This is a genomic window from Ehrlichia minasensis (genome assembly GCF_004181775.1).
GTDB classification, from domain to species: domain Bacteria; phylum Pseudomonadota; class Alphaproteobacteria; order Rickettsiales; family Anaplasmataceae; genus Ehrlichia; species Ehrlichia minasensis.
The window spans coordinates 1-16,176 of record NZ_QOHL01000008.1 but is presented as its reverse complement, the minus strand read 5'-3'; the positions used below and the strand labels follow the sequence as shown (position 1 = coordinate 16,176).

The following is a 16,176-nucleotide window of genomic DNA, read 5'->3' as shown; positions in this document are numbered from 1 at the left end:
ACTAACCTAATCTATCAATTGCATAAAATATTGCATAACTAATTGTCATTACAGATTAACGACTTACCTCATGCTGCCGACCAATTTTTAATTCCTCAAGATCACCTGTCAATTGTGAATCTAATAGAAGTTCCTTGCTTACTGCTTCATGTAAATATCCTATTCTACATTTAATCTCTGCATTTTTATCCATTGTAGCATTCATATTAAAAAAATTTGATAAGAAAATAGAAGACAATACACATACATATCCTAAAAATACAGTAGCTTTTAAAAGCATAGCCAGATCATGGTTGTTAGTAAAATCTAAAACTTCATGTAATACTGTCTCATATACAAGATTATAAAACCCTAATAATAGAAATAACACACTATTGGTTAATACCCACTTAGCATGAAACTTAAAATTAAAGTTTGGCGAATCTTTTGACTCAGAGTTAGTCTTAATACTTGTACATAAAAGTATAAATCCATAAACTATAGAAAATGTTGATGCAAAAATATTTAAAATACGAAGAGGAAGAGCTACAGCACTAAAAGGTAGCAATTGAGCACCTAATATTAGAATAACAAAAGACATACCAAAAAATGCAGCAGATTCACCAATAAAACCAATTGCTACAATTAACCTTTTGCGAGCTTCTATTTCTACTTTATCATTTCTGCTATTTTTTCTCTCACGTTTTATATTAACTACATTTAATATGTTACACGTAATATTAATTAGCTGTGCAATAAATGATATACACGCAACCATTAAAAAAAGATAGTTTGCTACAAATTTCATATCACCAGGTGCATACAAGCATATAAAAAATGCACCACTCAATAACACCAAATAGAATACTGACATTGCAATGTATGCCATTTGCCACTTATGAATTAATCTTGCATCAAACAGCTCAATTTTATTCTCCATAAATACTCCATTAGTAACACTTATATTACTATTATAAAAGATAACATAAATAAATATAACAATAAAATATTCACATTGTAATTTTAATATGATCTTGACCTCAAAATCATGAAGTACTACAGACTTAAAAATAATAAACAATAATCAAAACAGAGAAATTTGAACTAGATAATAAACTTATACAGCTTTAATACGATAAACTATATAAAATCTACTGTTTGATAACAATAAACTACACACATTATTGAAAAATTATAAACAAGAAAATTGGATATACTAAAATGATGAGAAATGCAGGGATAAGCCAATATTCTTGAAAAGCATTGCTGTGTGGATGTAAGAATGAAGTTTATAGGTCAATTTTTCTTAATGTAATTCAATCTGTTAATGATAAAAAAGTTCTTGCAATGGTATGTAATTTAGTATATTGAGTAATTACCAGTTAGGGTTTATGCTCTAGATATATGCGGGGTAGAGCAGTCTGGTAGCTCGACAGGCTCATAACCTGTAGGTCGCTTGGTTCAAATCCGGCCCCCGCAACTTTTGTTTTTTAGCTTATAAGCAAAGTATTTATCCATGCATGCTGCATGTACTCTGTATAACTCCTACTGTGTTTCTTGAAAACTTATTTTTTAGTGAATATAATCACTTTCTTGAAAGTTTGCTTTTTAATATATCTAGTTTTGTTGTTGACAATTTTTGGTAGTGGGATATACATGTGTAGTTTATTATTATCAAACAGTAGATTTTATATAGTTTATCGTATTAAAACTGCATAAGTTTATTACCTAATCTAAATTTTTTCTGTTTTATTATTGTTTAATTTTTCAGTACTGCATGATTTTGATATCAAAATTACATTAAAATTATAATATAAACTCTTTTGCACTAGTAAATACTTCTGTTTGTTAATCTACATATTCTTAACTGTAACTGACAGTAAACCACTAATAACATCTGCTATTTCCAATTCTATCTACATTTCAAAAACACTACTTAGATCACGTTCATATAACAAAACAGAACTAAACTTTTGTAAATTAAATCTACACTTCACATACACCTAGAAATACATTCTCAAGAATATTGATGCTATCTCTGCATCTCTTGTTGTTGTTGTGTACTAGCAGCTTTACCTGAACTAGGAGATACTGTCTGACCTGTAGCTGCTTGACTAACAGGTGGTATCCCAGAAACAATATCTTGAATTTCTGACTCTAAAATTTGCATCTGCTGATCAAAATCTTGCATACTAGAGTCAGATAATCTCTCAGTTGAACTTCCTGGAGTCAAAGAAGGAGACCGTGTAGCTTCTTGTGCTTGCTCTTGGAACGACACCATACTAGTAGATAAAGATACTTGACTTACAGTATCAATAGCACTTACTGACTCAACAGAACTACCACTACTTATACTAGAAAGTTCTGCAGCTTGATCTGCTTCAAGTTTCGCTTCAACTTTCATTAACTTCTGCACTAAAGGCTTACTAAAAATTCCACCTTTTCTATATTTACTATCAGGAGGAATACAGTCTGATAAGGATTGACCACCATTATTAGGGTTCATGAATGTCTCACTGCTACACTTTTTGATTAGCAATTTAGCACCTTTTAAATCACCTGTTAAAGCACAATGTGCAACAGTATCTCCATTGCCATTTCGTGTATTAATTATCTCAGACGCATCTTGACTACCTAGCCTTTTCACTGCTAACTTAAGTAAACTCTCAAACTTTGGTTTTAACTCTGGATTCACTAGAACTTGTTCACACATACTATGTAATACTGTATTACCAAGACTATCTTGAGCTTTTATTACATCACCAAGATGTTTTCTACTACAATTCTTTAATATTAATTCTGCAGCTCTACAGTCACCATTTTTTATAGCGTCATGTAAAGGAGTATCACCATCTCTATTCTTCAATTTCACCACATCATGTAACTGAGATTTATCTAAACCTTTAATGATGTACTTTGCTAAATCCTGATTACAAGACTGAATACCAAGATGTAATATTGTATTTCTTCGAACATCTGTTAAGCGTGATAATCCTGTCAATTCACTTCTAGACAAGTCACGCATCATTATCTCTGCAGAAGCATAATCAGATACTTGAATAGCCTCATGTAAAGGTGTTCTAAAATTAATATTCTGTGCTGACAAAACAGGTCCAAGACTACCAGAAGCCTTAGACATAGCAGATGATAAAAACTCTTTTCTATCCTTTGAGCTATCTAACCCAACACAAGCATGCAGTGGTGTTTCCCCCTTTTTATTTCTCGATGTTAACACATCCTTTACGTATCTAGGATGCACAACATTTAACATATTAACTGCAGACTGAACGTCTGGAGTCTGAGTGTCAGATTTCACAAGAGCAGCATGTAATGGTGTATCACCTGCGTCATTCTTAGCTGTCAGTATGTCTTTATTAGTCTTAATACTATTACGCGAAGTTAATTTACTTATAGCTCTCTGCTTAAATTCTTGCTCTTGATGAGTAACAACAGTATGTAATGCTGTGTTTCCACCTTGTCCAGCTTGACCAACATTACACCCTTCACTAACTAATGCTTTAATAGTCTTCAGATCACCATTTGCAACTGCAACCATTATCAAAGGATTTCCATTATGCATGCTAGATGGATCATTTACCTTTTCATTAACATCTCCACCAACACTAGCTAATGATTTGACAGCATGACTATTACCAGATATTGTAGCAGTAACCATTGGACGTATTTGACTATCTTGGTTAACTTCAGCTCCAAGATCTATGAATCTATCTAATACCTTATTATATCCACACTTTACACACTGATTCAAAATTTTACTGCTGTCTCCATCTAAATTAATATCTGCACCTTTGCTTATCAATTTATCAACTATATCTAGTACTGCACTTTCTTTTCCACCTGAAACTACTGAACTAAACAGTACAGAGTTACCCCTATCATCCAGACGATTAACATCTGCACCACTTTTAAGAAGATAATTTACTATTTGAGGATTTCCACCTTCAACTGCTAAATGTAAAGCTGTTTGACCTAATACATTTGCACGATTAACATCAACATCAGAACGAGTTAATATCCTTTTCACGAGAGCAGAATCTCCACTACTAACTGCATAATGCAATACAGTGTTTTCACTAAGTCCCATAGATTGGTTAATGTTAATACCAGGTTGACTTACCAATCCACGTACTACATCATTATTACCCCGAAGACATGCAAGGTTTAAGGGAGTAGGAGTTGATGAAGTACTCAAATTAAGATCATCTGGCGTAGCATTTTTGGCAAGTATTTTTACTGTTTCTTTGTCACCAAACAAAGCAGCCATATGCATTGAATTGTATCCATGTTCACTTGCTAAGTGTACTCTACCACTTACAGCAGCAGTCTTAACAATATCCCGTAATATATTGTTATTAGCGCATCGTACAGCATCATGTAATGGAGACAACATATAATCTGCTGATTGCACACTATTTATGAATTCTGAATTTGGTCCACCTAATATATCTGAATTTAAAAAACTTGATAAATCTACAGTATTACCTCCGTTTTTATCTAGTGTTAAAGATTGACCAAGAACATTTAACGGATAATTTGTTTCAAAAGCTTTTCTTAATGTACGAAATACAGCTTTGTTATCACAACGGCATGCAATATGTAAAGGTGAAACACCTTCATTATCTGCAATAACAAGTGAATTAGCTACAGTTTCTAAATTCTCAACATATGCTTTAGACAAAGATAAAACTTTTAATGTATCAACCTTTCCACCAGCAGCAGCAACATGCATAGGTGTCCTTCCATCGTTATTCTTTGCACTAGCATTAATACCTTTCTGTTTTAACACTGTTAATAGCGAACTTTTACCACCATGTTCAACAGCAAAATGAAGCGCTGTATTCCCATTTGCATCTACAGAATTAATGCCAACACCACATGATACAAATGTACCAACTACACCACCTCTACCTGTAGAAGCAGCAGTATGTATTGGAGCTAGACCGTTCACATTTTGCTCGTTCAAATCAACTCCTGCAGATTTCAGAGAGTTAACCATTGCTAAACTAACGTTCGGATTACTAACTGCATAATGAGCTAAATTATTTCCAAAATTATCACGTTGAGTAATTACACCTTTAAACTCATTATGATCCGCCACATGTTTTGCAAGTAACGAAAGTACATCTTGTTTAACATTTGCAGCAGCAAAATGCAAAGGAGTTCTACCCGCCGCATCTACAATTCCACAATCTAAATCACGTTGTGTAAACTGTGTTATATCAAATACAGAACAACTTGGATTCTGTGTAACAATATGGAAAGGAGAGTGATTATCAAAATTTGCAGTATCATGTAATCCATCAGGTGTGTTATCCATACAACGCTTCAATAACTCACTGGAAGCACTATGTGCAGCATAATGTAAAGGAAGATTACCTTCACTATCCAAAACACTATAACCGTCCAGTCCTGAATTCCCTTGAGAATCACTTACACCTTCTATAGCCGCTATTATCTCAGGATCAACATTACATGCATAAGCTACATGCAGTAATGTCATTACATTCCTACCACCTGCAACAGGAACATTTTCAATATCAGCATATAACGGCTCATTAATCTGTTCACCGATGTTTTCTACATTATCTTTTAAAAGTTTAACAATACTTTCTACTTCATTTTTAGATAACTTACCTTTAGAAGTAATTATCTTATCAGCAATATCACGTACTGGCCCAGAAGTAACTAATAACTCCTGATCAATTTGTTGATCAGTTAAAACTGCATCCCTAACTCCTGGCCAATTGGTACCATTTTCAAACTCTAAAACATCTTCACCATTACTTAACACATATGGTCCATACAAAAACTGTCTTTCAGTAATACTAAGACTTGCTCGACTACCAAGTGACTCATACAAAGGAGAACTAGGCAGAGATTGATCACCACCTTGTCCTTGACCAGGTATAGTATCATATTCACCACCTGATGACTGTACTATTGTAGACTGATATGATCCACTATCAATAGACGTATCACCTCCAGGAACTCCTACATCATCATAACTTCCCTGTGCTTGTGTCTCAAATCCAGAGACCGTGTCATACATACCAGTTGGTGACTGTACTATCGTAGATTGATATGACCCACTAGAAATAGATAAATCATCCTCAGGAACTCCAACGTCATCATATTCCTCTTGCACATATGTTCTTGGCGGTAATTCAGGAGGTAACTCCTCTTCTTCTACAACTGGCTCAGGAGTAGGAGTCTTTCTTTCCAAATCCACATCAGGAACACCCCTTTTATCTTTAGGTAAAATTACAGTATACAAATCTTCAGTATCAGGAGCAGCTACTCTTTCCCTGTCAGGCACAGTATTCCCACCAGCAGCACCTCCAACTGCTCCCTGTTGATCTTGATCCTGCCCTTGACCTTGACCTTGATCTTGCTGATTTGGATTCTGAATATCACCACCTTGTAAATCAGGATTGGTTTGATTTCCTTGTGAATCACCTTGTTTTGGATCTGCCATAAAAATTTCCCATACTAAATCATTACTGGTATCATTGTGTTAATATTTTTAAATAAAAATATAAATATTTTAATAATTAAATTGCACAAACAGTAAACATTACTTATTAAAAGTGGTACTAAATAAGTAATTATAAAATTGATATACAACTAAAAGGATAGCAACATATACTTAACAAAATATTTAATTACAATCTTCTGTTAATTACTTTAAGGTAAATAAAGCCTTAGAATGACAACATTTCATAAGTTGTATCAAAAATTTTTCGATGTTCTTGAATGGCAAAACGATCCGTCATCCCAGAAATAAAATCACAAATTACAATTGACCTATCTATCAGGTTAGCATCACTTGCTTTTATACTCCAGTCAAAAGGTAAAATTTGTGGATCATCATAAAAAACCTGGAATAACTCTTTTATTATACGCTTTACTTTATTTTTCACTCTCTTCATTTTATAGTAATTGTACAACCTAGCTCTCAAAAAATTCTGTAAATTTACTTTATACTGATTCATTTCTGCAGAAAAATGAACAAATATTTTACCTAATTTTCTAATATCATCTTGAGAAGATATCTCATATTCCTTAATATTAGTTGTAACTTGAGATATTATGTCTGCTATCATAATATTAATAGTCTTCCTTAGAAATTCATGTATAATTCGATTGTCAGATACGTTTAAATCAGTATTATCATCTATCACTTTCTTTAACACTTCTCCAATTAATGGTAATTCTAACAATTCATCTATAACTAAAATCTTTGCCCTTATACCATCATCAATATCATGCATATTATAAGCTATATCATCAGAAATTGCTGCTATCTGTGCTTCAGCACTAGAAAAATTATCAAGATCTAACTTATACTCTGAATCATAGTCTAATATAAATTTATGTATCTTCTTACTTGAGTTAACTCTATTCTTTCCTGTAACAGGACCATTATGCTTAGCAACTCCTTCTAGTGTTTCCCAAGTAAGATTTATACCATTAAATTTTACATACCTCTTTTCTAACAATGTCAATATTCTTAAAGCTTGAATGTTATGGTCAAACCCTAAATGATGCATAGTCATTTCATTTAATGCTTCTTCTCCTGCATGCCCAAATGGTGGATGTCCTAAGTCATGTGCTAATGATATAGCTTCAGCTAAATCTTCATTAAATCTCAATTTCCTACTTAACGATCTTGCTATTTGAGCAACTTCAAGACTATGAGTCAATCGTGTCCTATAATAATCACTTTCATAATTAATAAATACTTGTGTTTTATACTGTAATTTACGAAATGCACCTGAATACACAATGCGATCACGATCTATCTGATAACAGTTGCAGTATTGGTCTTCTTCTTCATGAAACACCCTGCCTTTCGTTTTAACAGGATTACATGCGTATTTTGCTAGATCTAACATAGTTTATAATTTGACACAGACAAAAAGTATGATATACTCACTTGTTAGTTTTTAATTCGGTATTGTATATATGTCAAACTTAAAGAGTGCAGACTTAACACTTACAGAAAACGCTGTAAATAAAATTAAGCACCTACTTGACCAAGAAGAGGATACAGGTTCTCTGTTGTGCTTATCTGTTTCTGGAGGTGGATGTTCAGGATTCCAATATAACTTCAATATTGCCAACATCAACACATTACTTGCTGATGATGAGGATGATGAAGATGATGATTACGATTTCCTCGATGAAGACGATGACGAAGAGTACGATGATGAAGATGAGTTAGAAGGTAAAAGCAGTGCACAGTTTACTGTTTTTGATGAAGAAACTGGAAAACCTTTATTATTAATAGATAAAGCATCAAATGACCTTCTAAAGCACTCTACAATAGATTATGTTGAAGACATTAATGGATCAAGATTTATTGTTAATAATCCAATTGCAAAGTCTAAATGTGGATGTGGTAATAGCTTCTCTATATAAGTAATGGTACAATTTTGAAAAAACGCGGTTCTTTCGTTAAATTTGTTTTAACTTTATTTTGCGCATTAACAGTTGCATTATTATTACGGACTTTTCTATTTGAACCGTTTCATATACCTTCCGGGTCAATGAAAAGTACGCTATTAGTAGGAGATTATGTATTTGTTAGTAAGTACAGCTATGGGTATAGTAGGTATTCTATCCCATTTTCATTACCAATAATAACAGGTCGCATTTTTTCCAAGTTACCAAAAGCCGGTGATGTTGTTGTGTTTCGTCCACCAAAACAACCAAATTTACATTACATAAAAAGAGTCATAGGGGTACCTGGTGACAAAATACAGCTTATCAATGGTTTTTTATATGTTAATGAAAACAAAATGAAGTACGAAAAATTAGATGACTTTATTGATGATGATGGAAAAGCAATTACACGATACCTAGAAACATTATATAATGGAAACACTCATGAAGTATTAGATGAAGTTCAAGATAGTTCACTTGATAATACACCACTATATAAAGTACCTGAAGGTCATGTTTTTGTATTGGGTGATAACAGAGATAACTCAAGAGACAGTAGGTTCATTACAGATGTAGGTTATATACCACTTGAAAATGTTGTAGGTAAAGCCCATGTAGTAGCATTATCATTTAAAAAGTCTGAAATTCGCTTTTTACCTTTTGCAATAAGGTTAGATAGAATATGGCATACTATTAGTTAGATTTATCATGATTTGTAAGAAAAAATTTTTATCTCCCATTATAAACCTGGTTCACAGTATTATCATTAATTGTAAAGGTATGTATATTACCTTACGTTATATGTTCAAACCAAAAGTAACACTAAATTATCCATTAGAAAAAGGTCCATTAAGTACAAGATTCAGGGGGGAACATGCATTGCGTAAATACAAAAATGGAGAAGAACGTTGCATAGCATGTAAATTATGTGAAGCAATCTGTCCAGCGCAAGCAATTACAATTGAAGCTCAAGAACGTGATGACGGTAGTCGTCGTACAGTACGCTACGATATTGATATGACAAAATGCATATATTGTGGCTTTTGTCAAGAAGCATGTCCTGTAGATGCAATAGTAGAAGGTCCAAATTTTGAATATGCGACAGAAACAAGAGAAGAACTTATGTATAATAAAAGTAAGTTACTTTATAATGGTCAAGTATGGGAAGAAGCAATTGATTTCAGGATTAAAAAGAACAGTCAATTTTATTAATTTGCACTATTCAAATACAGAATAGTATCTTGATTATAAGGCTATTTACTAATTCTAGTGCTTATAAGGTTTAACCGCAGGCTTTTAAGGCTTGCAACGTATTAACAAGTAGGTCGTTTCTAACTTCTAGTACCCTTTTATAATTTAAACATACACTATTTAATAATTCAATTGTCTCTTGATTTTTAGAAGATAATATAACATTCATACTAGACTTAACTTTCTTATGTTTACAATCCAACAGATTTATTAACACATTCTCTATACATTGAAGATCCTTTACCGTAGCAAGATCCGATTGTTCTAAATATTTTATTTGTATGTTAAGAATATTGACTATCTGTGATTTTATCTCAATAATATCATTTAATATAAACACTCAACCTCCTATATGTATTCATAGTTCTATAGGAGATTATCCATTACAAATCTCTACATTTTTACTTTACAACAATATATTAAAGTAATTAGTTAATAAAAATTAAACCTTTATTTAAATACAAAATTCCTTAATAACACACACATTATAATGAATGACATATAAAAATCACATCATATTTTTACTAGCACGAGAAGCACGCTTACGTTCGTTAGGATCCAAATATTTTTTACGTAAACGAACAGATTTAGGTGTACATTCAACCAACTCATCATCATTAATAAATGCTATCATTTCCTCCAAAGTCATTATCTTTGGTGGAACCAACCTTACTGCTTCATCTGACCCTGCAGCTCTTATATTAGTCAATTGTTTACCCTTCAATACATTAACATCAATATCATTTTCACGATTATGAAGTCCAACAATCATACCACAATATACTTTATCTTGCGGCTTTATAAACATAACACCACGATCTTGCAAATTGAATATTGCATAAGCTACTGCATCACCTTTATCAGTAGAAATGAGTACACCATTATTTCTAGTAGGAATATTTCCTTTATAAGGTGCATAGCTATGAAACAATCTATTCATAATCCCAGTACCATGAGAATCAGTTAAAAATTCTCCTTGATAACCTATAAGACCACGTGATGGAACCAAGAATACCATTCTTACTCTATCTTTCCCAGATGGACGTAAATCCCGCATATCACCTTTACGGAAACTCAATTTTTCCATAATAACACCGCTGTATGCTTCATCTACATCTATTACAACTTCTTCTATAGGTTCTAAAACCTGTCCTTTATCATCCTTTCGTAATAAAACACGAGGACGAGATACAGATAATTCAAAACCTTCTCTTCTCATCGTTTCTATCAATACCCCAAGTTGAAGTTCTCCTCTTCCTCCAACTTCATATGCATCACCCTGCCCTGTTTCTTTAACTGTAATAGCAACATTTGTTTCAGCTTCAGCTATAAGCCTTGCCTTAATGACAGTAGATGTTAATTTTATACCTTCCGTTCCAGCAAATGGTGAGTCATTGACACCAATAGTCACTGCCATAGTTGGAGGGTCAACAGGTGTTGACTTAATAGGAAAGTTAATGGAGCCATCAAGTATACTATCAGATACAGAAGCTTTCTCAAGACCTGCTACAGCAATAATATCACCAGCTTTTGCTTCCTTAATAGGTATACGCTTTAATCCTGAAAATGCCAAAAGTTTAGTAAGCTTACCATACTCAACAACCTCACCAGATAAATTTAAAACTTTAACACCATCATTAACACGTGCTGTACCAGTATATATTTTCCCTGTTAATATCCTACCCAAAAACTTATCTGATTCTAATAAAGTAAGCAACATGCTAAATGGCGCATTAGCATCATAAGCAACAGGTTTAACATACTGAACAATTGCTTCAAACAAAGGAATTAAGCTTTCTCTATTATCAGATAAATTTTTAATACACCATCCATTCCTTCCTGAAGCATATAATATTGGAAAATCTAACTGCTCACTAGTAGCATCCAAATTAATAAATAGTTCATACACCTCATCTAATACTTCATCTATCCTACTATCTGGTCTATCAACTTTATTTATAATCACTATTGGCAACAACCCAGCTTTTAATGCTTTCGACAGGACAAACTTTGTTTGAGGCATAGGCCCCTCTGATGCATCAACAAGCAACAGTACACCATCTGCCATCGATAACACTCTTTCTACTTCTCCACCAAAATCTGCATGACCTGGTGTATCAATTATATTAATTTTCTTACCCTGCCAGATAACAGACGTACATTTTGCTAAAATAGTAATCCCACGTTCACGCTCTAAATCATTATTATCCATTACTCTTTCAGCTACATCTTGATTTTCTCTAAATGTACCACTCTGCTTCAACATACCATCCAACAGCGTTGTTTTTCCATGATCAACATGGGCAATGATGGCTAAATTACATATCGACTGATAATCACCTTGCGATAACATAATATCTCTTAAATTCTAAAATTCTACACATTAACTTATAACACACATGTTGTTAATCAACAAATACTGATTTAATAATTATTTGTATATATTTATTAAAAATAAAAACTACAATGTGATGTCTTGAGACAAACATTATTTTAAATATCTATAAAAACATCACTACAAATTTTTAGTATTACATTCATATAAAACAATGTTATTCTAGTTGCTTAATAATTCTCACTTATTAATTAATAACATTTGCTTAAGTTAAAACATAGATATTTTAACTCTTTTTTTTATTTCAGTCGTATCACATGCATATTCTACTTAACAAATTAAAAATATGCTTACTGTATTTCTTCAATACTCAGAGAACGCGTACTACCAAACACAGTAACGTCTGATAACTTGCTTAGCACCATTTCCCCTCCCCCCCTTACAGACACATCTTTACCTAGTAGTTCACTTTTTGTTTCTGAACTTGTGTCATTTACTCTACTACCCCTTGTTATACAACAACATGTACAACAAGATTTATTCTTTGCAGATTTTGCTTCTAAAAATCTTATATTTATTCCTGAAAAACGCCGCAAGAACAATCTTTCATCAAACAAATGATCCCAAGGTCCTCCAACAACTCTAGCCAATACTAAATGACCATACCCACTAATGCATGACATATGAAAACACTTAGGTTTATTTTTAGAGAACAACCCACAAAAAGACTTACCATTACGCTTATCAACTTTTTCCAATACTGATTCAACAAAAAGTTTACTTTTTTCAGCTTCAACAAAAAAGTATAACGAAAGTTTTACATAATCTTCACAATGTTTACCAACTAAGTCAATTAATCCTTTGTCTCTTATAAATTTAGTAGGTATTCTACAATGAAGTAAAAATAAACTGTCAACATCATTTTTATTTTTAATAGGTACACATTTGCCTTTACTGCTATACGTTACTTGCACTACACCATCAGCAGTAGCTTCACCTATTTTATAAACTGAAGCTAACTGTACCATTTTAACAGATAATAGCTTTCTAGTTAAACTATTATTACAACCTTCAAGCGCGTCTAAATATTGATTACATAACATATACTACACAATAAATTACTACACTTTCCTTTCATAAACAATAAAGAGATTTTTCAAGGTATAGCATTATAGTATTAAAATTTTAAGCTAAAGTATTAATTAAACAACACTAATTAATAAATATACAAAAGATATCTATGATTTAATACATCAAACTTTTTAATTCAAGATTTACATGAATACTTACACAACATCATAAAAAATTTCCATAGACTAAAATTCAAACTCAGAATAAACAAATATAACTATTTTCAAACTACAGCATCACTCATATAACATAATAAGTTTATATAGTATCATAAAAGTTGTACATTATACAAAGCATAAATATATAGAACTTCAAGTTCTATACAATAAACTCACTACTAATTTTAACGCTAATTTATTAATTTTTTTTAATCATTGACTTTGATAACTTATCCCAATCAATAGTGTTTTTAATACTGTAGTAATCTTTCTTCAATTCTACTAAATCTGATACAAGTAATTGGGTACAGACTGAATATTACGTTATATAATTCTACATACTATACATATTATGTTGCCACATTCTTCGTCTTTCATGCTTCATATCAAGAAGAAACTACAGCATAATTCCCACTAACAAAATCTTACTTTAGATTTACAACTTGTAATAAACATAAATATTCATTAAATAATATACCACCAACACATCCACACACTTGCATAGATAACATTTATACTACTATCATGATTTATACACTTTATATGCAGCTACTATAACATTTTACTCATTAACTTCACTTTATCTAATATTAAGCTTCATCTTTACCTTTACACTAAGTAATTTTATTTTAAAGAAAACTTACAATATAAATAATGGATCTTTTAAACAGTTAATCACTGATGCTCCAACAAAAACACGTTATTCGTTTTATTCTTAATGTGTAATTTACCATTCTTATGCGTTTTAGTAGAACGTATAATCAACCTTCCTTGATAACTATTACTATCCATTATGTACACTTCTTTCTTTCAAATTAGTAATACGTGTTATATAAAACATATAAATTATTTTTCCCACTCACTCATTATCTAAACTCTTATTATCAAATATATAAAAAATGTACTTACTATGATTAGAGAATTTTACACAATCATAAACTTGAACAAAAAATATAATACTCTATTGACAAATATGTGTTTATTATAACAACTAATGATCTTCAACATAAAACATGTTATAACTACCGCATTAGTAATTCATTAATATACAGCTTACACATCTTAAAATAATTAAAGCAAATGTACAAACATTACATAGCTACAAGATCTTAGAAAAAACTGCCATAGTGTACCTATATAAAAATAAAAATTAATTACTAAAAAAATAACAAACAACTTACACTATATTACAACTTTTATATATTAACTAATATCAGGAAACACACTTTCAATACCTGTAATGGAAATACTCATTAATTCTGTCATTACTTGAAGTGCTAACTCGTCAGCACTCCCTACAGAGCCACCTCCCACCGCACTAGAAGATGATTGCGTGTGCATATAATTCCGAAATTCTGATTCTGTCATAAAATCTGCATCAAGTCCTGCAACGTCTTTTAAATCTCTCGCTTCATCAAAAACATCATCATATGTACCTCCACGTGGTCTAGCTAATATGAAATGACCATAATTACCAAAATTTGAAAAATATGGTACACTACTAGACAAATTTAATGACGCACGTAGCAAAAAATCTTCAACTTTGCTGTCTTCTACTAAAAAGTACATATGTAACTTAACATAATCAGCCAAATAACGATGCCTACCGCCAATTAATTGCTGCAACTTTTCATTGTCTTCTACTGTAGAATACGGCAACCTACACTTCAATAAAAATAATGTATTCCCCACTCCCCCTGCAAGAGGTAATTTTTTATCTTGATGACTGCTAGTAACCTGTACTTTCATTTTGCCATCATTTCCCATAACACCTATTGGATAAGCTGCCTTTAAATCCATGGTATCAAGACCTTCTAAGATCTCACATAACTGATTATTGTGTGCTCTTCTCTTCTTCAAATACTCATTACTTAACATACAAAATTACCATTATTTAATAACACTTTTACTATATATTTTACTATCTTATTATATAATACTACATATTTTGTTTTCTTTTGAAAATACATACATTTACTCTTAATCCTGAACTTCTACTATTCCATAAGCACCAATACAATATAAGTCACTACCATACAGCTCAACTATAAGATTACTATTTTCATGACCACAGATTTCACTAATGTAAAATCCAATATTACTTCATACAAGATAATAAAACATTTATATACCAATCAACAACAATCTCAAACTTGAATAACAAGTGCAATGTAAGTAATAACTGTACGCATGTACTCCTTAATACACACTCACAAATGCGATGAAATTCTATACACATTATTACCAAGTAAATCAACAGCACAGTCTAAGAAACATAAGTAATAATTACAAGAATATATACTGTACATGTCAGTAATGTAAGATTTACACTAAAGTTCACAAAATTTTAGAGAGTATTCATAACTACAAATTATTACATCAGACTATCCTTAGAATACACCAAATATACAACTCATTACTTACACTAATTTATAGAACCTCAAAAACACTATAATCAAGCAAACCAACCGATACTATGCTTTTAAATCATGTATTCAAACATAGATGTACATTCATATATATGAAACACTGAAGTTTTGACATTTTCTAACTTTTAAAACATAAAGCTCACAAAACTTTGACGAAGTCTCACAATTAAATGCATCAATTATTAGCATTAGACAATATTTGCATAACATCATTAAATTTTAAGTTTTACTTAATCATTTGTACTTACTCATACAGTAAAATTCTTACAGACTACTCTTATAAATAAACTACCTGACATTACTCTTTTTCACACACCTAAATATATACTGCACAGTTATACATATGAAATACTGAAGTTTTGACATTTTCTAACTCTTAAAACATAAAGCTCACAAAACTCTGACGAAGTCTCACAATTAAATGCAT

Annotated in this window: 11 protein-coding genes and 1 tRNA gene; 4 read left to right on the top strand and 8 right to left on the bottom strand. The window is 31.6% G+C overall.

Annotation, left to right across the window (positions count from 1 at the left end):
- Nucleotides 1-55: 55 nt before the first annotated feature.
- Nucleotides 56-919 (bottom strand): hypothetical protein, encoded by an 864-nt coding sequence (locus tag DRF75_RS02280; RefSeq protein ID WP_052453683.1) that lies wholly within the window; start codon nucleotides 917-919, stop codon nucleotides 56-58.
- Between the two features lie 465 nt (nucleotides 920-1,384).
- Between DRF75_RS02280 and DRF75_RS02275 the strand changes: the two genes are divergently transcribed.
- Nucleotides 1,385-1,459: transfer RNA gene (locus tag DRF75_RS02275), tRNA-Met, on the top strand.
- Between the two features lie 552 nt (nucleotides 1,460-2,011).
- Here the strand turns inward: DRF75_RS02275 and DRF75_RS02270 are convergent.
- Together DRF75_RS02270 and DRF75_RS02265 are read right to left on the bottom strand one after the other, a co-directional pair.
- The gene (locus DRF75_RS02270) at nucleotides 2,012-6,475 is read right to left on the bottom strand and encodes an ankyrin repeat domain-containing protein (RefSeq protein ID WP_129992589.1); all 4,464 of its coding nucleotides are present in this window, start codon (nucleotides 6,473-6,475) and stop codon (nucleotides 2,012-2,014) included.
- 226 nt (nucleotides 6,476-6,701) lie between these two features.
- On the bottom strand, nucleotides 6,702-7,895 hold the full coding sequence (locus DRF75_RS02265; protein ID WP_045171491.1) for a deoxyguanosinetriphosphate triphosphohydrolase: 1,194 nt from the start codon (nucleotides 7,893-7,895) through the stop codon (nucleotides 6,702-6,704).
- Nucleotides 7,896-7,965: 70 nt separating this feature from the next.
- Here DRF75_RS02265 and DRF75_RS02260 point away from each other — a divergent pair, with 70 nt between their 5' ends.
- The 3 genes from DRF75_RS02260 to nuoI are packed head-to-tail and all read left to right on the top strand — an operon-like array spanning nucleotide 7,966 to nucleotide 9,657.
- Nucleotides 7,966-8,421: a HesB/IscA family protein gene (locus tag DRF75_RS02260; RefSeq protein ID WP_045171490.1), complete on the top strand. Its 456-nt coding sequence runs from the start codon at nucleotides 7,966-7,968 to the stop codon at nucleotides 8,419-8,421.
- A gap of 14 nt (nucleotides 8,422-8,435) precedes the next feature.
- Nucleotides 8,436-9,146: a signal peptidase I gene (gene lepB / locus DRF75_RS02255; protein WP_045171489.1), complete on the top strand. Its 711-nt coding sequence runs from the start codon at nucleotides 8,436-8,438 to the stop codon at nucleotides 9,144-9,146.
- A gap of 7 nt (nucleotides 9,147-9,153) precedes the next feature.
- Nucleotides 9,154-9,657: an NADH-quinone oxidoreductase subunit NuoI gene (gene nuoI / locus DRF75_RS02250; protein WP_045171488.1), complete on the top strand. Its 504-nt coding sequence runs from the start codon at nucleotides 9,154-9,156 to the stop codon at nucleotides 9,655-9,657.
- Between the two features lie 70 nt (nucleotides 9,658-9,727).
- Here the strand turns inward: nuoI and DRF75_RS02245 are convergent, their stop codons facing one another.
- From DRF75_RS02245 to DRF75_RS02225, 5 genes are all read right to left on the bottom strand, one after another.
- Nucleotides 9,728-10,036 carry a hypothetical protein gene (locus DRF75_RS02245; RefSeq protein ID WP_045171487.1) on the bottom strand — a complete coding sequence of 103 codons (309 nt, stop codon included), beginning with the start codon at nucleotides 10,034-10,036 and terminating at the stop codon, nucleotides 9,728-9,730.
- A 168-nt stretch (nucleotides 10,037-10,204) separates the two neighbouring features.
- Nucleotides 10,205-12,049, bottom strand: coding sequence for a translational GTPase TypA (typA, locus tag DRF75_RS02240; RefSeq protein WP_045171486.1), 1,845 nt, complete (start codon nucleotides 12,047-12,049; stop codon nucleotides 10,205-10,207).
- A 332-nt stretch (nucleotides 12,050-12,381) separates the two neighbouring features.
- Nucleotides 12,382-13,134, bottom strand: coding sequence for a DUF3023 domain-containing protein (locus DRF75_RS02235; RefSeq protein WP_129992588.1), 753 nt, complete (start codon nucleotides 13,132-13,134; stop codon nucleotides 12,382-12,384).
- Nucleotides 13,135-13,995: 861 nt separating this feature from the next.
- Nucleotides 13,996-14,112 carry a DUF3023 domain-containing protein gene (locus DRF75_RS02230; RefSeq protein ID WP_129992587.1) on the bottom strand — a complete coding sequence of 39 codons (117 nt, stop codon included), beginning with the start codon at nucleotides 14,110-14,112 and terminating at the stop codon, nucleotides 13,996-13,998.
- A gap of 411 nt (nucleotides 14,113-14,523) precedes the next feature.
- A complete protein-coding gene (locus tag DRF75_RS02225) occupies nucleotides 14,524-15,198 on the bottom strand; it encodes a DUF3023 domain-containing protein (RefSeq protein WP_129992586.1) in 675 nt (224 codons plus the stop codon).
- Nucleotides 15,199-16,176: the final 978 nt, after the last annotated feature.

Coding starts and splice junctions, on each gene's coding strand:
- nuoI (WP_045171488.1), top strand. CDS start 9,154: ATGATTTGTAAGAAAAAATTTTTATCTCCCATTATAAACCTGGTTCAC.
- DRF75_RS02270 (WP_129992589.1), bottom strand. CDS start 6,475: ATGGCAGATCCAAAACAAGGTGATTCACAAGGAAATCAAACCAATCCT.
- DRF75_RS02235 (WP_129992588.1), bottom strand. CDS start 13,134: ATGTTATGTAATCAATATTTAGACGCGCTTGAAGGTTGTAATAATAGT.
- DRF75_RS02260 (WP_045171490.1), top strand. CDS start 7,966: ATGTCAAACTTAAAGAGTGCAGACTTAACACTTACAGAAAACGCTGTA.
- DRF75_RS02225 (WP_129992586.1), bottom strand. CDS start 15,198: ATGTTAAGTAATGAGTATTTGAAGAAGAGAAGAGCACACAATAATCAG.
- DRF75_RS02265 (WP_045171491.1), bottom strand. CDS start 7,895: ATGTTAGATCTAGCAAAATACGCATGTAATCCTGTTAAAACGAAAGGC.
- typA (WP_045171486.1), bottom strand. CDS start 12,049: ATGTTATCGCAAGGTGATTATCAGTCGATATGTAATTTAGCCATCATT.
- DRF75_RS02230 (WP_129992587.1), bottom strand. CDS start 14,112: ATGGATAGTAATAGTTATCAAGGAAGGTTGATTATACGTTCTACTAAA.
- DRF75_RS02280 (WP_052453683.1), bottom strand. CDS start 919: ATGGAGAATAAAATTGAGCTGTTTGATGCAAGATTAATTCATAAGTGG.